This window comes from Pseudomonas sp. HLS-6 TE3448, assembly GCF_053629555.1.
The window spans coordinates 3,644,158-3,666,299 of the sequence record NZ_JBRJIO010000001.1 but is presented as its reverse complement, the minus strand read 5'-3'; the positions used below and the strand labels follow the sequence as shown (position 1 = coordinate 3,666,299).

Genomic DNA, 22,142 nt, shown 5'->3' with positions numbered 1-22,142 from the left:
AGCGATTTACATCACTTGATGACCGTCCACGTGGGGATTGGCGAAGCTGCCGACATCCTGAGCGTCTCCATAACAACACCACACATGGGCGAAATCGAGCCTGCATTGGGACGATGTATTGAGTCGATCCAGCTTTTCGGGCCCAGATCCGACGCCTCCAAACGCGTGAAATCCAATACCCTGACGTCACTGTTCAATCTGAATTCGCCACTCACGACGGTACCTCCGACAGGAGGACGAAGCTCAGCAATGCATGTCAGACGCTCTAGAGCGCCATAGAAAGCCGGCACGCCGGCTGGGTTCATTCTCCCCTCTCCCGCCCTGTCTTTCGGCGGTGCCCCAAGGTTGCGAGCGGGATTGGCGGTGATTTCACTCAGACTGCCTGAAGTCACGCATGTACGAGCACGATAAATCGGCGGCGCATTATCGGGCGTCAACACTCGGACAACAGCGTGTTCGTCCGACGATGCGGAGTACTTGCTCAGGTCTTTGAACAGCCAGCCCAGAAAAGCCTTCGCGCTCTCGTTAAAAAAACGATTTCCGTGCTTGATCCCCTCCTGGAACTCACCCCACTGGTAGCGGATATCATTAGGCATGGATGGCAACTGGGAATAGTTCACGTCCTCGTCGTAAGACGTCAGCTTGTCGCACACCGCGCGCACGATAGAGTCGGTGTTATCGCAACCAAACACCTCGCTGACCCAGTATTCGATCGTGTCTCCTCGCTGATACTGCTCTGGGCCATCGCCCCTCCAGCGGAAATCAAAGTCACCTTGACCGATGTGAAGCTGAAGGACTGCTTCCACACGGGTGACGATCTCAGAAAGCGGCACGCTTCTACGCTTTGCGCCACACAGACTGCAGCAGGTGGACGTACCTTTGCGCTCAATCTGCCCACCTAGAAATTTGTCCATCACGCATTTGAAGCACACATTTTCTACAGCCATGCCGATCTCGTCATCCTTTCGCACAATGGTGGCAAAATACAATTGCGCAGAAGCTGAGGATGATCGCTGATCGCACGTAGCAAACCAACACCTCGCCTGCAGGTTGGCCCCGCCCCACAGTAGCGAGTAACGCCCCCTAAACGTCAGAGGACAGGACACCCATGAGCTCGATCAAGGACTATTTTTTCGAAGTTCAGCAAGAAAAATGCATCGAATGGATTCGCAAGACGTATGGGCTTGAGGTCGATCCCGACGAGGATGAAGATCAATGGGCAGAATTAGCGGCTGAGTATTCGGCCATGCTGGATGCAGAGGAGGAGGCAGCGGAGTTCGAATGGTTGCACCGTCACTCCCACAGCCAATTCTTTCTTGAGTTCTCGGCGGAGTTAGAGACGGCGTTCAGTTTGCTAACGATCTCGAACAGCCCCTCGCACACTGGAACGATTAACAAGCTCGTCTATGCCCATGCCGTAACGCTCCTTGAAACGTTGATCAGCTCGGTCATTCAAAAGCTCCTCGTGAGCGAGCGAGACCTACTTCTGAGCTTGATAACCCATTACAAAAAGCTGAACGGCATCCCCATCACTCTCCAGCAGATCGCCCAAGAGCCGAAGATCGTGGAAAGCACCGTTCTCAAAAAGCTTTCCGAGCTGTCCTTCCACAACGTATCCACGATCCAACAAGTTCTGCAGGCAATGTTCGGCGACGCCATGAAAGGGATTGATGTGAGCGCGATTGGTCGCATCACCGACAAGCGTCACGACATCGTTCATCGCAATGGCAAAACCATCAAAGACGAGCCAATTCAACTCACCACTGAGGAGGTTCAACAGGCGATACGCTCAATCCGCAGTTTTGCTGAAGATCTGAAGAGCAGGATCAACAGCGCGCTTACCGCCCGCGATGTAGGTTTTTAACCAGAGGGGCCAGCACTCAGCTGGCCTGCCTCCACGGAAGGAAGCAGCATGTTCACATACAAGGTTGCACAACCCACTGACACGATGCGCCTGACTGAGATTCTCGATCTGGAGACGGGTCAAACAGTCGATCTTCAATCCTTTCTCAGTCGCGAGCTCGGCCTGGTCATGAAAGACCGTGGCGAACTGGCAAGCCGGTATGCACGCAATCCCGAGCAACCGTGGTTGGTATGCGAATGGTGCACCACTCCTGTGATTCTCGTGCTGACTCAGGAACGACGATTCCACTTTCGTCACCACCCCAGAGAAGAGGGTAGGCACAAATGCTCTGTCTCCACGCGAGGCAAATTCAGCGCCGCCCAGATCAATTGCATGAAGTACAACGCCGCGCAGGAAAGCGCTGCGCACCTACGGCTGAAAGGGATCATCCGTGACAGCCTGATCGCCGATGAGAACTGTTCAGAACCCCTGGTGGAAAAGATCTGGAAAGGGATGCCGCTGGCAGATCGAGCTCAGTGGCGTAAACCGGATGTCCAGGTCGAACGTGCCGGCCAGCGGCTGGCATTCGAAGTGCAGTTATCGACCACCTACCTCACCGAAATCGTGGGTCGATGAGAATTCTATCGTGCCAACAATGGTGGTGTGATCTGGGTTTTTCAGAGCTTTGATCCCAATGAGACCCGCACCTCCGAGGAAGATATTTTTTACCTGAACAACAACAACGCGTTCATCGTGAACGAGGAAACGCTGGAGCGCTCCCGCCGCGCCAAACGCATGGCTTTGGACTGCTGGTTTGCGATCCCACACCTCAAGGGTCGAACGATCATCGATCAGTGGATCAAAGAGGAAATATTTCTCGATCAACTGACCATCGACACCAAGGCACAGAAGGTCTACTACCGGGATTACGATGCTGTCCGTGCTGAGCTGGAGCGACTACTGGACATATCAACTGCTCGGCAGGCTTTTTATGATTTCTGGTTTGAGCACGCCGCACACGATTGCCGGGAGACAGACACTGCCTGGCAAGCATTAAGAGAGCAGATGCGCGTCGCCGTGCCACACCTCCTCCTTCCCATGGACTACCGCATGGACAAGTTCCATGGCGTGGTTTCGCTGATGCTAAGCGCTCGCTTCGGCCGTCCGGTTGGCTACAACTTGCCGCGATTGCTCAACGTTGCAAACACCGCGTTCGATCACTACAAAGAGTATTTATACGCTTTTGGCTGGACGCTCAGGCTATGCGGATACGAGCAAATTCTGAAAGACCAGGACACCAAGGGAACATGGATCCGTCGCACCAAGGTCATAAAGGACGGTATGGGAAATCACGATGTGGCTTTCCGACAGGATCCGTCTTACAACCGAGTCATCGCTTTTCTCGTTCCCGAGGTCAGTGACAAGCTGGCTCAAATCAGAACCTGAGAACACGTAGCAGCAGACTGCGAGTGCGCTGGTGCCAGAGCAAGGGAGCCCATATGCATTTTTCCACGTTGGATCAGCATGAAGAAAAGAAAATCGCTGAGGCAGTGAAGAATTGAGAAATCATGCCGATTGGATCATTACCTCGGGCAGAAACCTGTGCACACGGGTACCCCCCCTGGCCAATGCTTGAGATAGAGCTGCTGAATCGAGTTAAGACTCACTGCAGTTTCCATGATCCATACAAGGTTTATGACAACCCTATGACGGCAATCGAAAACATCACCATCACCATCACTGACACGGACATTGAGCGCACGCTCAAGCAATCCCCATTTCGCGACGTGTGCTTCCGCGCATTTGTCTTCGTGGTGATTGCATCTGTCGCAACTCTCACGGGCATCAAGCACTTCGATCCTCTGGCCTACCTCGATGGCGTTGGCCGTTCGGTGGCCCCTATGCTCAATATCATGGGCAGCATCGCATTGATTCTCTGTATCCCGGCTCTGATGACCAAGGATCTAGAGGTCGCCCTGAGAAATGCACAGTACCGAGCAATGGCCAGAGGTCGTTTGGCCGGCCTCTCTCGCCGGCTGGCCAGCGATCTGACATTGTGGTCACTCGGCGCGCTCATTGGGCTGCTGACCTCGTTGCTGATCGTGATGACAAAAGTCCAGCTTCGGCCAGATGACTATCCACCGGCAGCCGTAACCATCACCTGGATTGTCTGCTTGATCATCGCCATGAGTATGGCGAACATTCAGATTCGGTTGCCTCGACCTACCCCGCTGGCCTCTCTTCATCCAGCACTCGTGGGCCTAATCTATGTGGGAGCATTCGTCTTTATCACTTACTTCGGCGTGGTGAAAGCGGCACTGGTCTAAATAAAACCTGGTGAACGGCAGTATTGAGCCTGTGACTGCAGCGAGCTCAATCTGCCGGCACGGGGCTACAAGCCAACCTCAACAGCCAAAAACGCCTCCAGTACCGGCTCGGTAGCACGCGAGCGCTCGATCAGGTAGCGCTGCAGGTGACGGAAGAGGTGAACCCTCAACGGCATCCGCAACTCGACGTAAACTGGCGAGTGAATCTCGGCGTGGCTAAGAGGTCGCTTGTGTAGCGCCATGATCAGCGCCAGGATATCCAATGCGCTAACCTGTGCATCTTCTCCATGCGTTGGAGCGGCAGTAAAGGTAAGGCCGACGAAGCCTATGCAGGGCAACTGCCCGCCTCCGAGGAGGCGAGCGTCGCCTGGCCGATTACAGTTTCAGGAATTCGAGCAGCAGGTACCCAAGCTTCACAATGATCTTCGCCCATTCAATGAGCCGGTCAGCCCAGGAGCGAGTAGGAGGTTGCGGAGCCTTAGTCGAGGCGCCCGCACGTCCTGTGGAAAGATTGGAGTAATTTGCTGCAGGCGCGAAATCCCGAGCCGGCTCCATTTCTCTGGAGCAGGTAGCGCAGATACAACGATGGTCAGTGTTCATGCTGGTCATCCCGTTCGAAAATGGAGAATTTTTTCGAAGGGAATCAACGAAGACGGTGTTTGTATCCGCTGAGTTCAGGCCCATCCGCGAAGAGAGGTACCCGAAGAACAGCTCGCTGAGCACGAGCCTGGAGGGAATTGAGTGTCGCCAGCGCATTCAGGCAGTAGGCGAGGAAAGCGAACCAAAAACGATACTGATGAGCAAAGAAGTCAGATGGGCCGAAGGCACCCACGGCCTGATCGAGAGCCTCCAGGGCAAAGAAAGCTCGCTCAATGGCGCACATTATCATGCGTCGAGCGCTTGGGCGAGTAGGATCAAGGTCGTCGAGGATGTGCATGGACAGCCGCATCCGCTCTCTCGCGTCCTTCTCGGCTTGCTCCAGTCGTGCGAACTCCGCTCTGAGCTCCGCCGTGACCGGATCCGAGGGCACAGGCCCACCTGCAGCCTGGACTGTAGGATTTTCAGTTGATGATGGATCGTCCATAAGGAGTCTCGGTTGATGTCACCGGCTCACCATAGCGGCTCCGATGCGCCAGTTCAATCGGCTATCGATGGCAAAATGTGAATTCGGTTTCTGCAAGAAGGTCGGACGGCTGTACAGAGGCGTGAAGGTATCCTAACTTAGCCCCCTTGCAGATGGCCCTATCGCTTGAATCAATCTCTACGCAAATCGGAACTCTTTCAAACCATCTTTGAGGCGCTTTACAAATGAAGTTAAAAGCGAACAATCATCAGCGCCCTTTGAAAGAAAAGCCTAATTCAGCTTGACGGCTTAACTTTCTGGAAGAAGTCGGTCACAAACTTACCGAACGCTACTTTTGAATCGCTTTCCAACCTAGCCTTTTCGAGCTCAACAGTGGTCTGATCCTTCGTGAGAACATGATTACGCTCAGTTTCGGCAAGCTTGGTCACGACCACGCCAATCAAAGTATTATCGCCAGCCTCCCTGGCAACGTCGGTAGCTATCTGCTTAGCCTCAATGTTTGTAAGCTCGTTTTGGAAATATTTGACTTCCGCAAGACCAGCCTTATAAAGACGCAAGAAGAAATACGCAAGAACTTCAATTAGTATAATCAAAGAAAGCCTAGGAAGATAATGAGAAACAAGACTTATAATATCCTTACTCTCAGCTGTCTCATATACAAGCGTCACCCCTAAAAGCAATATACCAGCAGCAGAAATCCCGGCACCGATAGCTAAATTAATATCTCCCTTTCGATTAAGATCACGTATTTCCTGCATTAAACGAACACGACACTCTTCAAACCGAGTGCAAGTCAAGCTTGAGCTTACACTTTGATGAACCTTCGAGGCCAAAATTGCGTTAGCTTTATCAGCAATTTCCGCAGCAGAGTTATTTAAGAACGCGCGCCTAAAATCACTATCAGCCTCACTAATCTTCATAAAGGCGTCGCTATCAACTATACCTTTAATCTTTTCCACTTCATCTCGTAACCCCGACAACTCATCAACAGGGTAATTCGAGCGCTTTATTTTCAACATTCTTATTTCTGGCCCTAGCATCCCCGCCATGGATGAAGGGTCTTTGAGCTTTGCAAGTTCGGCTTCGACCTCATACTCTTTAGTCAGAGCAAATCCGGTCTGCAGATAATTTATGACAACGAAACCTGCTGAAACCCCAATCAAACCAATAGACAGGAGCCCAACTGGCAAAACAAGATTGGAGTCCATTAGCACACCGTAAAACATTGAGTGCACCACAAATAGCAGTCCTCCCAGAACCCCTGGAAGAATCATGCCCACTATACGTACCCGCCGTTTTTGCTCGACAGTCTGCTTCGCCTTTGCCAACAAAAAATCCGGTTCTGCTGAACTCACTGGCTTCTCATCCAAAATCCATTAATCGGTCGCTAAGCGTCGCGCGCCCAAGCGGCGCAGAATGATATCTCAGTGACATCAGCGCCGACAAACTGCCGGAATCACTCCCTAGATAGAGGTAACCAGCGCAGGAAGCGACCGGAGGGTGGATCGTGATTTGTGGGCAAATGCTCTTGCCGGTTGCGCCGAGCTCTATGCAAAATCGGAGAGCTTTCGGCATCAGGCGCTTCGGATTTCGCTTCGTTAGCTTTGCGGAGGTCGGCCCACTGAATGACCTCATTTTTTTGACTCGTGAACAGTAGAATGTAAACGCTGGAGGCCGCGAATTCCGTGGCTTGTTTACATCGCACCGCTTCAACACCTAGCCCGAGCCACCTGGAAACCTGTGTCTGGGTTTACATCCACAGTGAAAAAAGCCCCAAAAAAGGCTTGTTTACATCGTGGATCTGTTGCAGAGCAGCGTCGTGACCTTTATACACCGCCATGTTTGATGAAGAACCTTGAATTCATGGGATTCTGGCTAGGCGGGGATGGCGAAAGGTTTACATACCCCACAACCCGCAATGGGTTTACCTGAGAAGGTAGGAAAAACTAACATCTCGTCGAACGGTCTCAGTTACCTGGTGCTCATCATCCTGTTCCTGGGGTTCATTTGTAAGGTTCGGGGCAACGCTCCTGTACAGCTGACCTGGTGTGTCGATGAGCTCAAGGCGATTGATGCCGAGAACATCGTGTCGCTCTGCAACCTAGGCCAGAACAGAATTACTCTGTGCACCGCTTTCCCCGATCCTGACGCTGAGACGCTGATGCTGTTTGAACACAAGTACAAATTGGATGCTGAACGACGCCTGGTGCATTGCGAACTCGCCCTGGAAAACGACGCAACCGATGACAGCGAGCTTGAGCTTGCCTGGGAGGACGGCGAATGAGCACCTTTGCCCGGGTAGCGACTGCTCTCATGCAGGGCGGGTTCATCTGCCAGATTACCGACTACGAAGGCCATCAGTTCCTGGCCAACAACGGCAACCAGGGCGATGTTGATCAGTACCTCAGGCGCATTGACCTCAGGTTGACCACCACGCGGGATGGCGGTGCATTCTTTGCCGCGCATGCTGACATCGACATCGAGGGGAAAAAGGATGCAAAAAAGCGCTTCACAGAGGTCAAGAATGTTCTGCGCCCCATGGTGTCTTTCCTTGAGCTGGTGATGCGCATCACTGGGGATGATGAGTCCGTTGCTGCCGGCCAGGTTTTGAACCTCAATCAAATGATGGCCAGGATCTCTGAGAATCCCAGTCTATATCTACAGCTGCGGCAGACGACGATCGACATCAACACGAAGGATGGCTCCGATCGGGAGCGCCTGAACAAGATCGTCAAGCGCTTCCAGAATGAGGGATACCTGCTCCTCGTCAATCCTGAGTCCGAAATCTTCATGTTCACTGGCCGCATCGAGTGGCTGATGGAAGCTATCGAGTACATCATGCTGCACGACGAGATCTCTGAAGAAGATAGCGAGTACGACAAGAGAGCCGAGTCATGAACACGCTCGAAGAGTCGGTGGCCAGTCATCTTGAAGTGTTGCATAAATATCGCAGAGTGATATCACAGATGTATTCGGCCGGATATGTCACCCGGGATGATGAGAATGCTCGAGCGCTGACGAAGCTTCAGCAGATCAGAGCAGTGCGTATCAACGCCGCAGTTGAGAACACCTACCGGCTCTCGCCTACCCTCAATCGTCTGCTGAACGAAGCAACCCATCGTGCTCGGAATTACGATATCTCGGCCGATTTCGGTGAGCAGATGGCACGTCTCATCACGCTGATGGACGACTACACCGACGCCTGCCTACAGAATCGCATCGAAGACTCATTACTCATTCAGGGCGATATCGATGCGACCCTGTACGAGATGGCGGAGGCCATGAATGACTTCCTCCTCCATGTTCGCACGGCGGCCGAGAACAATTTCGGCAACGTTACGACCTATAAGGAGAAGGAAAAGCAGACCGAGCACTATCTCAACCAGCTTGAGCGGATCCTCAAGGCCCTGAGTATGTTCGATGGCGAGGCAATCCTTGACGAGTTGACGCCACCGGAGCGCGAGACCCTAGAGGTTCTGTATCAGAGCCACATTTTGGACAAGCTTTCAGAGTGGCGCTCCAGGACAGTCGACATCATCCATGTGCTTAAGACCTATCTCTACAAAATCAGGACAGTCGCCCCTCGCGCGCGTCGCATTCGTGCGCTGCAGCTCTATCTTCAGAAACATCCTGAGTACGAGGTGCGATCCCCAGATGAATATCCTGAGATTCCGGAGTGGGCTTACCATCACGAGCCTCTGAAGATTCAGCTGGTGCCTGACTTGGGCGCCCAAAACATCAGAGACTCATTGGTCGATATTGCCAAGAGCATTGAAAAGGCGGTGGCTGTCCCCGTCAAAACCAGAAAGCCCGGCACACCGGTCGATGAGGCGCCACCGAAAGCTGCGCTCATCAAAGGCTCGCCAGTTGTAGTGATCAGTCAGCGCCTTCTCAATGAGGCTGCTAAATCCCCCACCCCGATTTCGGCTGCTGGCTACTTCATACAGGCCGAGGAAACCAAGGTACTGGATCAGGAGTCCTGCATGATGTGCTTCCTCACGCTTGTCGAGAAACAGATCAACGCCAACGCCAGGATCATCAGGCGGCTGTCCATAAACCACGTTGCCAAGAATGAGGACGATACGCTCAGCGGAAACGTGATCATCAAGGATGTGCTGCTATGCCAACGCTAGCCCTCACCAAGAAGCTCCTGTCTATCTTCCAGTCAGAGGAGCAAGACTTTCGCCCAAGCAAGATGCTGAACGAATTCTGTGAGGATTACAGCGTCGGCCACCGCGTCGGATCTGTTTGGCGATTCAGTCCAAGCCACAAGGCGAAGATTGCGACCTACCTTCAGAACGAGGCCAAAGTCGACCCAAACCAATCGCTTGATGCGTGGGAGGGAGAGTCACGCCATGGCGCGCTGAAGAAAGGCGGTGATGAGAAGTTCACCACCAAACGCCTGCGTGGTAAGCGTGTAGCAGTGAAGGCCCTACCCGGTCGGCCTTTATTGCTAGGCCCAACTCCAATTCACATCCCTCCAGGTTCAAGCTTGGATCTCGATCGCAATTGGGTGGTTGAGCACTGCGCGCACGACAGCGTATTGCTTATCGAGAACTGGGAAAACTTTGAGCTTACTCATGAGACACCCTTTCTCCAGCAGGTGCCTGGCAATCCGCTGGTGGTATTTCGAGGTGCGCCAGGAAGCTACAAAACGGATAGCAGCCAGGCGTTGTTGGCAGAGCTAAAGCTGCCAGTAGTAGCCTTCACTGATTATGATCCTGAGGGCATTTGCATTGCTGCCACCCTCCCCGGTTTCTCTCGGTATCTGGCGCCTTCAGACGAGTGCTTACAGGCACTCATGGACGAGATCAATACCGAGCATCGGTACCAGAAGCAGGTCGCAGGTAAGCTGGCCTTTCTCGACAGCTTGACTGACCCTGAGCTTGTCAGGGTTTATCAGCTCGTCCGTAAGGCGGGTAAGGCGTTACCGCAGGAAAAGCTGATAGGCCTAGAACAAACTTGAGCCACTGAAGGGGTTCTCTGTGCCCTAATAGAGCCATTCCAAACCTCCGTGTACCAGTATTCACACACCGGTGGGAGGCTCACGCGATCGTGTCCCTGGAAGCGGTGTAACTCACCTTGCGCCGCTATTGAGCGTCCTCCCCCGCCTATGTTTGATCAGCAGAAAACCAGGATTGACCTCGTAAGGATTATTCCTTACCCTTCAATCAATACATCCGGGAGAACGCACATGCCTGCCATCCACGAAATCGCAACGCTAACCTCGAAGGGGCAGGTCACACTGCCCAAATCCGTTCGCCAGCTTTTGGGCATAGACACTGGTGGCAAGATCGCATTCGACGTACGCGGGGGCGAAATCGTGGTCAGCCGCGTAGAAACCACCCACGAAGACCCTGCCATCGGTGCGTTCCTAGGTTTGCTGGAGGCTGATATCCGAAGCGGACGCAACCTCACCACCCTACCGGAAGACTTGGCGCAAACCATGCTCGCCAACGCAAACCACTCCGTAAACCTGGACGAAGATATCGATGGTGAGGTCGCGATCTGATGCTGCGACATGGCTGGACACTGTTGTTCCATGAAGGTGTGACTTTACAGCTACGCAAATTGCAAGAAGCCGCCGCCCGGGCCGAGCAGAACGACCCGCAAGGTTTTGAGAGCAACGCCAACGTGAAGCTGTTTCGGGCATTGAGCCATCTGATCCTGGAGGCTGTGCCTGCCGATCCGGGCCGTGATGAGTTCCGCCAAGGTAATACGCTGGGCACCGCCTACCGACATTGGCGCCGTGCAAAAATCGGCAGGCGCTTTCGGCTGTTCTTTCGCTATGACTCAAGGTCCAAGGTCATCGTCTATGCATGGGTCAACGACGAAAATACTCTGCGCTCCGCAGGCAGCAAATCCGATCCCTACGCCGTATTCGAGAAGATGCTGGGCCGCGGCAACCCTCCGGATGACTGGGATGCGCTGACTGCTGCAACGCATAGCGACTGGGACGAGCCCAAAGCATAAATTGCGCAAGTGGGTGTGGGATTGCACGTTCGAAACCGATCCCTCCTCGTCGCGTCCACTGGAATCCACTCGTAGCGGCTGTTGAAAGGGGTACATCTGTGGGTACAAATCCAATTTCCCGTTCATAACCTTTTGATTTACATGAATTTTCAAATATTCTTCGGGGATCCGGATAGCCTTTGACGCTTGCGACAAACCTGTGGGGCTTTATTCATAGGTCAGTGCTCTGCATCCGCCCGTTCAAATTCACCATGCTGGCTCGTCTGCCGCGCCATGAGACCAGCCAGTATCGGCTGCTCCAGCAACCACTGCACGATCGCCTGGCTGCCTTCAGGCCCGGGATGCAAATGGTCGCCCGAATCATGCAAGGCCGACAACCGTTGCGGTTCCTGCGGATCACGCAGCAGTGCGTCGATATCCAACACGGCGTCGAAGCAACCGGCCTCGCGGATCCAGCGATTCAGACGCTGGCGCAGGCACTCCTTCGCCGGTTGATAAAACGCCATGAAGGGCGTGCCGGCGAATGCCCCTTCGAACGGGGTGAGCGTCATGCCCAATACCTGGACGCCCCGCTCATGGGCAGCCTCGACCAACGAGGCATAACCGGCGGTCAGAGCTTCGTAGCTCGGCAGCGGCGCCCCAGGATCGACCACGGAGTCGGCCCAGCCGAGGTCGTTCAAGCCTACCTGGAGGATCGCCAGCGCAACGCCGGGCTGCTGCAACGCATCCCGCTCGAACCGATTTAGCACGCTGATGCCGATCTTGTCACACAGCAGGCGGCCACCCGATTGCCCGGCATTGACCAAGGCAATTCCCCATGGCGCCAGGTGGCGGGCCAACAGGTCCGCCCAGCAGCCATGGGTGTTCTTTTCCAGGCCATGGCCATTGACCAGCGAATCACCGATTGCCACCAGGGCCGCGCCTTCGGCCTGGACCTCGATGGCATGAACCAATACCCGAACATTCAACGGCTGGGCGTCGGGCAATGCACTGTCGTTGCCCATGCGATCGCCAGGCTCAAGGCTGCCCGTCTGGCGCGCATCCCAGTGAAACGTTCCGATCTCGAAAGCCTCGGGCAAATGCAGGGCCACCTCCAGGTCGGCAAGATCCGGGATGTCCATCATGAGGGGATCGCTACGCAGACGCTGGCCGGGGGCCAGGGTCGCCTGGGGCCGACCAGCGAAGGTGACATCGCTCCAGACGCGGGCCTGACCTTGCTCACGCAAAGCCAGCCGGCAACATCCAAGGCGCAGTGGCGCGTAGCCATACTCGTTGGAGAACAGCAGGCGCACTGCCTTGCCCCCTTTGCTGATACGCATGGGTTGGCGCACGGTACATGGACCGATCAGTGCGGGAAGCTGGGTGGGAAATGGCAATTCGGCCCCCCAGACAGGTTGAGCCGGAGCGGTCCAGGTGGACAGCCAGGAGGTAGCGCCCACGCTATCGCGTGGATCAGGAACAGAAGAAGCAGACACGCGGAATAATCCCTTTCGCAGAAGCTGGCACCCTGGCCAACGGTGCCTTATGCAACCGTGGCCAGAGGCTACTGCAGGAGCAATCAAAACGCTACTGATGGCCGCCTAGCGCGTCCATCAGGAACTGACATGCATAGGGGCGCCCATCCTGTTGTGGTCTCTCATTCGCGGCGCCCCGTCAGCGTGGACGAGCGGTATCAGGCGATCAACGCCTTAACCACACCGTCATCGGCCGCCGCGGCAATGGACGCCAAGTATTGCCCGTAGCTGGTCTTCTTCAGCGCCGAGGCGCGCGCGAGCAACTGGGCCTGGTTGATCCAACCGTTCTGGAACGCGATCTCCTCCAGGCAGGCGACCTTCAGGCCCTGACGGCTCTCTATGGCCTGAACGAAGTTGCCAGCCTCGAGCAGCGAGTCATGGGTTCCCGTGTCGAGCCAGGCGAAGCCGCGCCCCAGGACGTTGACGTTCAGTGTGCCGCGTTCCAGATAGGCGTTGTTGATATCGGTGATCTCCAGCTCGCCACGGGCCGACGGCTTCACCTGGGCGGCGATATCAAGCACCTGGTTGTCGTAGAAGTACAGGCCGGTCACCGCGTAGTTGGACTTCGGCGCCTTGGGCTTTTCCTCGATGCTGACCGCCTTGCCTTGCGCATCGAATTCAACCACTCCGAAGTGCTGCGGCTCGGCCACATAGTAGCCGAACACCGTGGCGCCGCTGACGCGGCTGGTGACCTGCCGCAGCGTCTCGCTGAACTGGGTGCCGTAGAAGATGTTGTCTCCCAGCACCAGGCAGACGTTGTCGTCGCCAACGAACTCCTTGCCGATGATGAACGCCTGGGCCAGCCCGTCCGGGCTGTGTTGCTCGGCATAGCTGAGCTTGATGCCAAACTGGCTACCATCGCCCAGCATGCGCTGGAAGCCCGGCAGGTCGGTCGGCGTGGAGATCACCAGGATTTCACTGATACCTGCCAGCATCAGGACCGACAGTGGATAGTAGATCATCGGCTTGTCGTAGATCGGCAGGGATTGCTTGGACACCCCCAGGGTGATCGGGTGCAGGCGGGTGCCCGAACCACCGGCCAGCAGGATGCCTTTGTACTTGGTCTTGTTCATGAAACAGCTCCCTTGAAACATGAATGAAGGTGTAAGGATCAGGCGGCGTTACCCAGGCGTTCCAGGCGGTAGGCGCCGTTGAGCACGCGCTGCCACCAGCCGCGGTTGTCCAGGTACCACTGCACGGTCTTGCGCAGGCCGGTCTCGAAGGTTTCCTGCGGAGTCCAACCCAGCTCGTCGGCGATCTTGCCAGCGTCGATCGCGTAACGCTGGTCATGCCCCGGACGATCGCTGACGAACTCGATCAGGTCGCTGTAGGCCCTCACGCCTTCCGGCTTGTTCGGCTGCAACTCCTCGAGCAGGGCGCAAATGCCCTGTACCACCTCGAGGTTGCGTCGCTCGTTGTGGCCACCGATGTTGTAGGTCTGCCCCACCGCGCCACGGGTCAGTACAGTGTAAAGGGCACGGGCATGGTCCTCGACATGCAGCCAGTCGCGGACCTGTGACCCGTTGCCGTAGACCGGAAGCGGCTTGCCATGCAGCGCGTTGAGGATGACATGCGGGATGAGCTTCTCCGGGAAATGGCAGGGGCCATAGTTGTTCGAGCAGTTGGTCACCAGCACCGGCAGGCCATAGGTGCGCCCCCAGGCACGGACCAGGTGATCGCTGCCGGCTTTGCTCGCCGAATATGGCGAGCTGGGCGCATAGGGCGTGTCCTCGGTGAAGTAGTCGTCGGTCCCTTCCAGATCGCCGAACACTTCGTCAGTGGAAACATGGTGGAAGCGAAACGCTGCGCGGGCCTCTGGCTCCAGGCCGTTCCAATAGGCCCGAGCGACTTCCAGCAGGGTCGCGGTCCCCAGCACGTTGGTTCGCACGAACGCATCCGGCCCCTCGATGGAGCGGTCGACGTGGGATTCAGCCGCCAGGTGCATCACCGCCTGAGGCTGGAACTCGCTGAAAATCTGCTTCAACCGGGTCTTGTCACAAATGTCGGCCTGGTAGAAGCGATAGCGTTTGGAATCGCAGACGCTCGTCAGCGACTCGAGGTTGCCGGCATAGGTCAGGGCATCGACGTTGGCCACCTGGCAATCGGTCTGTTCGATCAGATGACGGACCACAGCCGAGCCGATGAAGCCCGCACCGCCGGTAATCAAGATATTCACGCAAGTACTCCTGTAATGAATGTGACGCGTCCGTTCAGCGGGTTCAGTTGACCAGGGCGACCCAGTACTTGCTGAGCGCCCCTTTGAGGATCAGCAGCGACTGGATGCAGGTGAAGCTTTCGTCGGTGGTCGCCGACGTAGTGTTCAGCGGGCCAAAACCGCCGTCCTGCTTCTGGTGCTGGGCGATCCAGGCTTGGACGCCCAGCACGTCGCGCGGGTGGGCATCGAGCAGGTACAGGGCAGCAACGGCCATGTAACTGCCGACCAGGCTGACCGCCTTGCCCGGGCGATAGAGGAACGCCCCTTGCGGTTGTTGCAGCCCTTGCAGCCAGGACACGGTGGCGGAAGGGTCGACCAGCTCGCGGTCCAGCGCATGCAGCAGCGACAGGGCCCGGTAGGTGGAGAAGGTATCCGGCGGGTTGCCCGGACGGTTGGCGAAGCCACCGTCGGCGTGACGGCACGCCAGGATGAAATCCAGCAGCGCCTGCGGCTCGCTCGCCTGCGCCCCCAGCACATGCAGCGACAGCGCTGCCAGATTGCTGTGCCAGATGTCCGACTGGTAGCCCGGTACGTTGCCAAAGCCGCCATCGGCCTGCTGACATTGGTGCAGGTAGGCCACGCAGGCTTGCACCGCACGCGGTTCGCTACCCAGCAGGCGCAGGGAAATCACTGCGCAGTAAGTGGCGAAAACATCGCTGAGCTGGCCAGGCTGCTCGGAAAACCCGCCATCGACGTTCTGCGAACCCTGGATGCAGGCAACCAGGCTGGCCGTGTCGTCGATGTCCGCCTTGAGGGCATACAGGTCTGAGATCACATGCAGCGCTGAGAACACTTGCCAGCAACGGTCGGCGCGAAAACCCTGGGGCGCCATTTCCGCGGTCAGGCCATATGGCACAGTCAGGGATGAACGCGCCTGGCTAAGCCAGGCGAAATAGGCCGGCAGATCGACATCCAGCGCTGGCGATTGTCCAAGGTGAGGCTGTTCCAGCCGGCCGCGGTTGTTCACGACACGCAGGATGCTGGCGTCGACCTTCGTCGGCGCCGATGCTTGCGGCAGGACTGCGCCATGCGCCCGCAGTGCGCCCAGGCAGGCCAACTGCCCTTCAAGGCTTTTGATATGCAGCGGCAGGTATGAAAGATTGCCAATGTGGAACACACCCAGCTGTCGGGGCGGCGCCCAGAACTGGCGAATGAACGGCACGGTCGGATCGACCGGCGTCGACCAGAAATACCCCTTGCCGAGGAAGAACCCACCATGGCGGCTGTCATGGAAGTCGGCCAACGCCTTGAGCAGTTGCTCGCGACGCACGCTGGTCTCGCCCGGGTGCGCCAGCTCCAGCGCCTCGAGCAGCAAGGCCACGTCCAAGCTGGTCTTGATCGGGAACGGCGACTCATTGCGCTTGAACGAAGTCAGCCAGTCGGCGCCGACGCGCTGGTCGTAGCGCAGACGGTCCCAGTAACCGCCGTAGGCGCTGTCATGCAGGCGCTCGAGGGTGTCGTCGAGCAGCTTGCGCGCCAGTTGCAGCATTTCCTGGTGGCTGTTGGCCCGGGCCCAGCGCACCAGTGCCGATACGGCACGGGCACGGCTGGCGGTCTGGCGCAGCGGGCCGGCGCCCAGCCCGTCGAGCTCGGCACGCACTTCGTCCTCGAGCTTCCACACATGCTGCTGCAGGTGCGCGGGCAAGGGGTTGTCGCCCTTGCAGGTGCACAGGCTGCACAGAAGGTTCAGCGCGGCGATGTCCAGCTCCAACGGCATAGGACCGTCGACGACTGTCGTCCAGTCGCTGCTGAGCACGCCGCCGAACAGGCGACTGTCGTACACCTGCTCCAAGCGCTGCAGAACACCTTTGGTCACCCCCTGCAGTCGGGCATCGTCACGCCGCTGGCGGCGGAACTCGAGCAACGCGCGCAGGGCGTCGAACTGCAGCGCCAGGGTCCGACAGCGACCGGACCCGTGCGCGTTCCAGTGCCGGTCGGCCAGCTCGGTAAACCCCTCCTGCTCGCCGTCGTGCAGCGCCAGCAGCCCGGCCAAGGCGAACTCGGCCTGCTGTTCGTCGCCATGATGGGTGAAGAACAAGGTTGCTGCCACCTGATCTTCCAGACGTTTGTCACTGCTGATGCGCAACGCGCCAGCCGCATCGGTGATGGCGAGAAAGCCACCCACTTCCCGGTCCATCAAGGCGTCGGTCAAGAAGGTAAATGAGGTGCTGTGCATGGCACCCTCCCTGAAAGTACTGTGGATGTTCACGCTTACTGCGCCAGGCTGAGGATCCGGCTGGCCGCACGCTGGGCGCCGAGCCCGTCAGGCGAGGCCACACGCTGGTGCGCGCCGAAGTAGCTGGGGGTACCTGTGTCCTTGTCCAGTTCGGCATCGATCAACTCGGCGATGGTCGCGGCCTGGCAACCGAGATAGGTCGGGAAGCCAAGGCGTGCCAGGCGCTCGAGCGCTTCGGCTTCGTGGTACTCGGATTTCGACGGCAGCACGAACAGGGTCGGAATGTTCAATGCCGCGATCTCGGTGACAGTGATCCAACCTGGCGCCGACACCAACAAGCTGGCCTCGCGCAGCAGGCCCATCCAGTCCGGGTAGTAAGGCACGCTGATGACACCCTCCCGTGGCGTGATGTCCTGGCGCCCGAGCAGTACCATCTTCAGTTCGGGACGCTCGGTGCGCAGCTTCTCGAACGCCTCCAGGTAAGCATTGAGCAGGCTCTGCTTGCTCTCGGCGAACATGGTGGTACCACTGATGGAGGCGACAATGAAAGGTCCGTCGCCCAGGCCGAGGTCAGCCCGCACGGTAGAGGCGTTGGTCTGGCTGAAGTCGCGGATCATTGGCCCGACGAAGTGTGCCTTGCCTTCCTTCAGTGCGCTGGCCACCGGCGTACCGTTGTCCATCTCCGGGATGTACGGTTTGTCGGTCAGCACCAGCTGACTTTGTTCGATCATCCACGAGAACTGCTTGTGCAGGGCCTTGCGCGCACGCTTGAGGTCTTCGGTATTGAGCTCGAAACCACCTTCGCTCAGGTCCTGGTCGGTCAATTGACAGAGGGTGAAGTCATACCGCTCGGTGACGAACACCAGGGGCGTGCGACTGAAAATCGCCGCGAGGCAGGCTGCCATGTTGAAGTCGGAGATCACCACGCGAGGCTTGTGTTCCTCGATGATCGCCAGGTAAGCAAGCATGCGCTCGCTGGACAGGAAGGTGTTGGAAATATAGCCGGCAATGTAGCTGCCCCAGTCGAGCTGGCGCGACAGATTGCTCTTTTTTGAATAGTCCATCAGTTGCCCGGCCACATCAATCACATCGATGCCGGAGCTTTCGAACATCGGGGTGAACACATCCTGCAGCGAGGCCAGGGCCACCGTTAGTTCGATACCAGGATTGCGCTCGCGCAGAGCACGACCGATCGACAGCACACGCATGTTGTGACCAGATCCCGTTGGAGCGGGGGCGAACAGAATCATGCGACTTCCTCCTTGAGTTGAATGATGCCTTTGACTACGGATTTTGCGGGTACATCGCGGATGACGACGGCGTAGGGTTCGACCCTCACGTCGTCGCCCAGAGCAACGGGACCGACGATCAGCGCGCCGGCACCGATGTGGCAACGCTTGCCAATGCGGATCGGCGCAGCCTTCCAGGGCAGCGACCGAAAACCGTGATCATGGGACGAGGAAACCAGGGTGACATGGTCGCCGAGACAGCTGTGCGCGCCGATGCTGACACCGCCAGCGCCTTCGATGACCACCCCGCGCCCGAGCACGACCTGCTCGCCAAGGGTGATGCCGCCAAGCTCGTGCATTCCGCCAAGTCGGGTACTGCGCCCGATCAGCACGCAGTCCGCACCGACCTGCACCAAGGGGCCGCCGCGAAGCTCGGCATCGATCAGCGCACCCTCCCCGATCCGCCAGGCGGCCAGTTGCGGATTGAGCTGGCGCACACGGTCCATCGCGCAGGATTCAGGGTCGAGGAAAGACGGCAACCCTTCTCGCTGGCGCTTGAGCACTTTCTGCAGCACAGGTGCAGGATCCGGCCAGCCATCCTCACGGATCTGCCGACGAGCAATGATCCGTGCGGGGCGACCTACGACGATGCAATCCTGTTCGACGTCCTCGTTGACCAGAGCGCCAGCGGCCACAACCGCACCGGCCCCAATACGCACACCAGGCGCAAGGGTGGCCCGGGCGCCGACCCAGGCGCCCCGCCCGATACTGATCGGACGCTCACGGGTACCACGGGCGACGACACCGGTGGCCAGCATGCCGCGATCGGCCACTTCCAGGTGCTCGAGATGGCAGTTGAAGCCGACGAAGCAACCTTGACCGAGGGTCACCCCTTCCAACTGGTTGCCAGCGCGAACCCAGGTCGCTTCGCCGATACAGCTGTCGGGCGAGACGCGCGTTCCTATTTCGACAAGCCATGTTGTCTGCATCACACACTCCCTTGCGTGTTCGGACACTGTCGTTGCTGCCGCCTGAGCGGTGCTTCTACCAGCGTCCTGCTTGCCAGTCCTTGGTGGGGCTCGCCCTGCTGAGCAGGGGGAAATTGAGCGGCCTTGCGAAGGAAATAATGTACTAGTCAATTAGTACTGTTCGCACATCCTAGTACATACAAATTGCCGAGGCAACACGTTTTCTGTGCTGGTCGTTAGAAAATTTAAGCGGGGCCAGAACACATAAAAATGTTTCGATTGTATGAAAAAAAGCAGAATTTAACGTGCAGCCTGCACATAAATGCACAGGCGTGACAAAGACGAGGGCGGCCACTCTAGTGGCTGAGTCGAGGGAGGATAAACACAAGAGCTGGCCAAAGGCCAGCTAGAGAGTGGGCGTCAGTGCGCCAGGTGATGCGGAACGATGGTGTCCCAAGTGCCCATGGCATGGCCTGCCACTTTTTCCAACGTGTCCCGTGGCGAGCCATCGCGTGCGACCATCGCCATCCCGCGCTGGACCACACCATAATAATTGGCCACGCTCTCGCAATCGACGTGCTCACTGATTTCCCGACTGGCCTGACCAAGACGCAAGCGGTTCTTCAGCATCTCGAACGGCTTGCAGCGCAGCACCTTGAGTCCGACCCTGAGGTTGGGCAACGGTGACTTGAGATCGGTCTGGGTAACAAAGCAACCATGCGGTCGGTCCTCACGGGTCAGGCTTCTCGCGGTTGCCAGCAGGACGGCGTGGATCGAGTCCTGTGCCCGCTCGTATTTGTACAACTCGCTCCAGATCTCCTCGCCAACTGTCGACCAGTAGAGCTCCAGCGCTTCCAGAAACAGGTCTTCCTTGGAGCCGAAGGCGGCATAGAGGCTGGGGGACTTGATGTTCATCGCGGCCATCAGCTCATTCAGCGACGCCCCATCGTAGCCCTTGTCCCAAAACAACAGCATGGCTTTGACCAGCGCCTGGTGTCGGTCAAATTCCCGGGGTCTTCCACGACCACTCATATCTACTTCTCCCTTCTCACAGCGGGTGGACCGCGACCAGGGCAGTCACAGCCCGAGATTTTAAAGCGTCATTCACGTCCACCTGTGGCTCACGCGCCTCATACCACGCGGGTTTCACAGGCAATAGATAGACTGCGCTACAAAAATATTTGTATTGTACTAATACATCCGTACAATCAATGATATGCGTCCGCCAGAGGGGTCCGTCAACCCTGGCTTACAAAGTATCGACAATGGCGTACATGCATGATAGCTAAAGGTTTTTCGCTAAGGACTGCCACACTCAATCAATAATGGAGCGTTTCAGCAATGGATGTTGCCACTTACAGAAATGCCATGGCCCGACTAGGCGGCGCCGTCTCGATCATCAGCACCGACGGCCCCAGCGGCAGGCACGGTTTCACGGCCTCGGCGGTCTGCAGTGTCACCGACACTCCACCTACCCTTCTGGTGTGCATGAACAGCCAGTCACGCCAGCGCAGCAGCTTCGAAGAAAACGGCGTGCTATGCGTAAACGTGCTGCGCGGCGACCATCAGCATCTGTCGGGTATTTTCGCCAATAAACACCTGGACATGGAGCAGCGTTTCCTCGCCACCAAGTGGTCCACCGGCCACAGTGGCGCACCGACGATGGACGAGGCACTGGTGTGCTTCGACTGCCGGATCAGCGAAATCCACAGCGTGGGCAGCCACAGCATCTTCTACTGCCAGGTACTGAATATCGACAGTGCCCAGTACCCGGAAGGTCTGATCTATTTCGACCGGGCGTATCACCGGATCGCCGTGGCCAGCCAGCCAGCCGCCTGAGTTTTCCGGAGAACACGCGCTATGGACGATTTCTGGACTTCACTGCCGCTGCCTGGCCTCTGCGACGATCAGCATCACTGGCTGTTCGCCCCCGGCTCACTGACCCTGCGCCTGAAGGCGCTGGGTCAGTTCGGCCTGGAAGTGGCCGGGCAACGGGTCGCGCTTCCCGGACAGGGTGAAGCACGGGCCCTGGGCATCGCCCCGGGCCTGCCGGTCTGGATCCGCGAAGTGGCATTGAAGGTCGATGGCCAGGTCATGGTCTGCGCACGCAGCCTGACCCCCATGCACAATGACCTGCCGGCCTGGCCGGAGCTGGCGGGCTATGGCAACCAACCCCTGGGCAGCATGCTGTACACCTCGACAGCGATCCATCGAGGTGCTTTCGAGTGCCAGCGCCCGCAGGGCGATTCGCCACTGCTGCGCCTGGCCCAGTCACTGGGCCAGCCTTGCGTAGGCCTGCTGGCCCGCCGTTCGCGCTTCACGCGCGATGGCCAACCGCTGCTGATTGCAGAATGCTTCGTGCCTGGATTCTGGAAACGGCTGCAGGAAACAGGCGCGCCGCTCAAGCTGGCGATCTGAGCCAGGGGCGCGCCCAGGAAGGAAGGCGACTCAGCCTTCCTCCAAACGTGCTTCGTTGTCGCGAATGACCTGCACGGTCTGCGGGTCATTCGCAACGGCTTCGAGCAGAGAGCTCAACAGCCCGGGGAAACGGCTCTCCAGGTCTTCGCGGCGAATCGACAGCAGGTTCTCGCGACCATAAGGGCGTTGCCAGATCACACCGCTGTCACGCAGGACACGCCAATGGTGGGTCATGGTCGATTTCGATGCCCCCTTGAGAATGCGCCCACAAGGGTGTTCCTCACCATCGGAAAGTACCTTCAGCACGGTCAGGCGCAACGGATTGCCAAGTGCTGTCAGGACGTTTTCCAGGCGGATCTGTTCAATGCTGGGGTGGTTGGCAGTGTACATGCGAT

Annotated in this window: 23 protein-coding genes and 1 pseudogene; 12 read left to right on the top strand and 12 right to left on the bottom strand. The window is 57.5% G+C overall.

Features of this window, described 5'->3' with window-relative positions; all coding sequences use genetic code 11:
- Positions 1 to 11: 11 nt before the first annotated feature.
- Positions 12 to 947, bottom strand: coding sequence for an RES family NAD+ phosphorylase (locus tag AB7M23_RS16930; RefSeq protein WP_454241418.1), 936 nt, complete (start codon positions 945 to 947; stop codon positions 12 to 14).
- Between the two features lie 161 nt (positions 948 to 1,108).
- Between AB7M23_RS16930 and AB7M23_RS16925 the strand changes: the two genes are divergently transcribed.
- The 4 genes and pseudogenes from AB7M23_RS16925 to AB7M23_RS16910 all read left to right on the top strand — a co-directional run bounded on the left by AB7M23_RS16925 (position 1,109) and on the right by AB7M23_RS16910 (position 4,170).
- The gene (locus AB7M23_RS16925) at positions 1,109 to 1,864 is read left to right on the top strand and encodes a HEPN domain-containing protein (RefSeq protein WP_454241417.1); all 756 of its coding nucleotides are present in this window, start codon (positions 1,109 to 1,111) and stop codon (positions 1,862 to 1,864) included.
- A 48-nt stretch (positions 1,865 to 1,912) separates the two neighbouring features.
- Positions 1,913 to 2,479, top strand: coding sequence for a DUF7830 domain-containing protein (locus AB7M23_RS16920; protein ID WP_454241416.1), 567 nt, complete (start codon positions 1,913 to 1,915; stop codon positions 2,477 to 2,479).
- A 12-nt stretch (positions 2,480 to 2,491) separates the two neighbouring features.
- Positions 2,492 to 3,289, top strand: a pseudogene (locus tag AB7M23_RS16915) (DUF6035 family protein); the annotation flags it as partial.
- 260 nt (positions 3,290 to 3,549) lie between these two features.
- A complete protein-coding gene (locus tag AB7M23_RS16910; protein ID WP_454241415.1) occupies positions 3,550 to 4,170 on the top strand; it encodes a hypothetical protein in 621 nt (206 codons plus the stop codon).
- Positions 4,171 to 4,235: 65 nt separating this feature from the next.
- On the opposite strand, the gene AB7M23_RS16905 is transcribed toward AB7M23_RS16910, so the two are convergent.
- From AB7M23_RS16905 to AB7M23_RS16895, 3 genes are all read right to left on the bottom strand, one after another.
- Positions 4,236 to 4,412, bottom strand: a complete 177-nt coding sequence (locus tag AB7M23_RS16905; RefSeq protein WP_454241414.1) for a hypothetical protein — start codon at positions 4,410 to 4,412, stop codon at positions 4,236 to 4,238.
- Between the two features lie 401 nt (positions 4,413 to 4,813).
- Positions 4,814 to 5,254, bottom strand: a complete 441-nt coding sequence (locus AB7M23_RS16900) for a hypothetical protein (RefSeq protein WP_454241413.1) — start codon at positions 5,252 to 5,254, stop codon at positions 4,814 to 4,816.
- 275 nt (positions 5,255 to 5,529) lie between these two features.
- Positions 5,530 to 6,609, bottom strand: coding sequence for a hypothetical protein (locus tag AB7M23_RS16895; protein WP_454241412.1), 1,080 nt, complete (start codon positions 6,607 to 6,609; stop codon positions 5,530 to 5,532).
- Between the two features lie 530 nt (positions 6,610 to 7,139).
- Here AB7M23_RS16895 and AB7M23_RS16890 point away from each other — a divergent pair.
- From AB7M23_RS16890 to AB7M23_RS16865, 6 genes are all read left to right on the top strand, one after another.
- Positions 7,140 to 7,538, top strand: coding sequence for an ATP-binding protein (locus AB7M23_RS16890; protein ID WP_454241411.1), 399 nt, complete (start codon positions 7,140 to 7,142; stop codon positions 7,536 to 7,538).
- Complete coding sequence (locus AB7M23_RS16885) at positions 7,535 to 8,152, top strand: condensin complex protein MksE (protein WP_454241410.1); 618 nt, start codon at positions 7,535 to 7,537, stop codon at positions 8,150 to 8,152. The genes AB7M23_RS16890 and AB7M23_RS16885 overlap by 4 nt, the downstream gene beginning before the upstream one ends.
- On the top strand, positions 8,149 to 9,387 hold the full coding sequence (locus tag AB7M23_RS16880; protein WP_454241409.1) for a hypothetical protein: 1,239 nt from the start codon (positions 8,149 to 8,151) through the stop codon (positions 9,385 to 9,387). Before AB7M23_RS16885 ends, AB7M23_RS16880 begins: the two co-directional genes overlap by 4 nt.
- Positions 9,375 to 10,220: a DUF7281 domain-containing protein gene (locus AB7M23_RS16875; protein WP_454241408.1), complete on the top strand. Its 846-nt coding sequence runs from the start codon at positions 9,375 to 9,377 to the stop codon at positions 10,218 to 10,220. Before AB7M23_RS16880 ends, AB7M23_RS16875 begins: the two co-directional genes overlap by 13 nt.
- Before the next feature lie 228 nt (positions 10,221 to 10,448).
- Positions 10,449 to 10,766 (top strand): type II toxin-antitoxin system PrlF family antitoxin, encoded by a 318-nt coding sequence (locus tag AB7M23_RS16870; RefSeq protein WP_434519247.1) that lies wholly within the window; start codon positions 10,449 to 10,451, stop codon positions 10,764 to 10,766.
- The gene (locus AB7M23_RS16865; RefSeq protein WP_454241407.1) at positions 10,766 to 11,227 is read left to right on the top strand and encodes a type II toxin-antitoxin system YhaV family toxin; all 462 of its coding nucleotides are present in this window, start codon (positions 10,766 to 10,768) and stop codon (positions 11,225 to 11,227) included. Before AB7M23_RS16870 ends, AB7M23_RS16865 begins: the two co-directional genes overlap by 1 nt.
- A gap of 218 nt (positions 11,228 to 11,445) precedes the next feature.
- Here the strand turns inward: AB7M23_RS16865 and AB7M23_RS16860 are convergent, their stop codons facing one another.
- The 7 genes from AB7M23_RS16860 to AB7M23_RS16830 form a co-directional block, all read right to left on the bottom strand.
- Positions 11,446 to 12,546: an SGNH/GDSL hydrolase family protein gene (locus AB7M23_RS16860; RefSeq protein WP_454241406.1), complete on the bottom strand. Its 1,101-nt coding sequence runs from the start codon at positions 12,544 to 12,546 to the stop codon at positions 11,446 to 11,448.
- Between the two features lie 353 nt (positions 12,547 to 12,899).
- Complete coding sequence (rfbA, locus tag AB7M23_RS16855; RefSeq protein WP_454241405.1) at positions 12,900 to 13,814, bottom strand: glucose-1-phosphate thymidylyltransferase RfbA; 915 nt, start codon at positions 13,812 to 13,814, stop codon at positions 12,900 to 12,902.
- 38 nt (positions 13,815 to 13,852) lie between these two features.
- Positions 13,853 to 14,917: a dTDP-glucose 4,6-dehydratase gene (rfbB, locus tag AB7M23_RS16850; protein ID WP_454241404.1), complete on the bottom strand. Its 1,065-nt coding sequence runs from the start codon at positions 14,915 to 14,917 to the stop codon at positions 13,853 to 13,855.
- 43 nt (positions 14,918 to 14,960) lie between these two features.
- Complete coding sequence (locus tag AB7M23_RS16845) at positions 14,961 to 17,132, bottom strand: prenyltransferase/squalene oxidase repeat-containing protein (RefSeq protein WP_454241403.1); 2,172 nt, start codon at positions 17,130 to 17,132, stop codon at positions 14,961 to 14,963.
- 35 nt (positions 17,133 to 17,167) lie between these two features.
- Positions 17,168 to 18,382 (bottom strand): hypothetical protein, encoded by a 1,215-nt coding sequence (locus AB7M23_RS16840; RefSeq protein WP_454241402.1) that lies wholly within the window; start codon positions 18,380 to 18,382, stop codon positions 17,168 to 17,170.
- Positions 18,379 to 19,350: an acyltransferase gene (locus AB7M23_RS16835; protein WP_065758982.1), complete on the bottom strand. Its 972-nt coding sequence runs from the start codon at positions 19,348 to 19,350 to the stop codon at positions 18,379 to 18,381. The genes AB7M23_RS16840 and AB7M23_RS16835 overlap by 4 nt, the downstream gene beginning before the upstream one ends.
- A 399-nt stretch (positions 19,351 to 19,749) precedes the next feature.
- Positions 19,750 to 20,361: a TetR/AcrR family transcriptional regulator gene (locus tag AB7M23_RS16830; protein WP_065758981.1), complete on the bottom strand. Its 612-nt coding sequence runs from the start codon at positions 20,359 to 20,361 to the stop codon at positions 19,750 to 19,752.
- A 309-nt stretch (positions 20,362 to 20,670) separates the two neighbouring features.
- On the opposite strand from AB7M23_RS16830, the gene AB7M23_RS16825 reads away from it, so the two are divergent.
- Together AB7M23_RS16825 and AB7M23_RS16820 are read left to right on the top strand one after the other, a co-directional pair.
- A complete protein-coding gene (locus tag AB7M23_RS16825; protein WP_454241401.1) occupies positions 20,671 to 21,168 on the top strand; it encodes a flavin reductase in 498 nt (165 codons plus the stop codon).
- Between the two features lie 21 nt (positions 21,169 to 21,189).
- Positions 21,190 to 21,747, top strand: coding sequence for a chorismate--pyruvate lyase family protein (locus AB7M23_RS16820; RefSeq protein ID WP_065758979.1), 558 nt, complete (start codon positions 21,190 to 21,192; stop codon positions 21,745 to 21,747).
- A 30-nt stretch (positions 21,748 to 21,777) separates the two neighbouring features.
- On the opposite strand, the gene AB7M23_RS16815 is transcribed toward AB7M23_RS16820, so the two are convergent.
- The gene (locus AB7M23_RS16815; protein ID WP_065758978.1) at positions 21,778 to 22,137 is read right to left on the bottom strand and encodes an ArsR/SmtB family transcription factor; all 360 of its coding nucleotides are present in this window, start codon (positions 22,135 to 22,137) and stop codon (positions 21,778 to 21,780) included.
- Positions 22,138 to 22,142 lie beyond the last annotated feature (5 nt).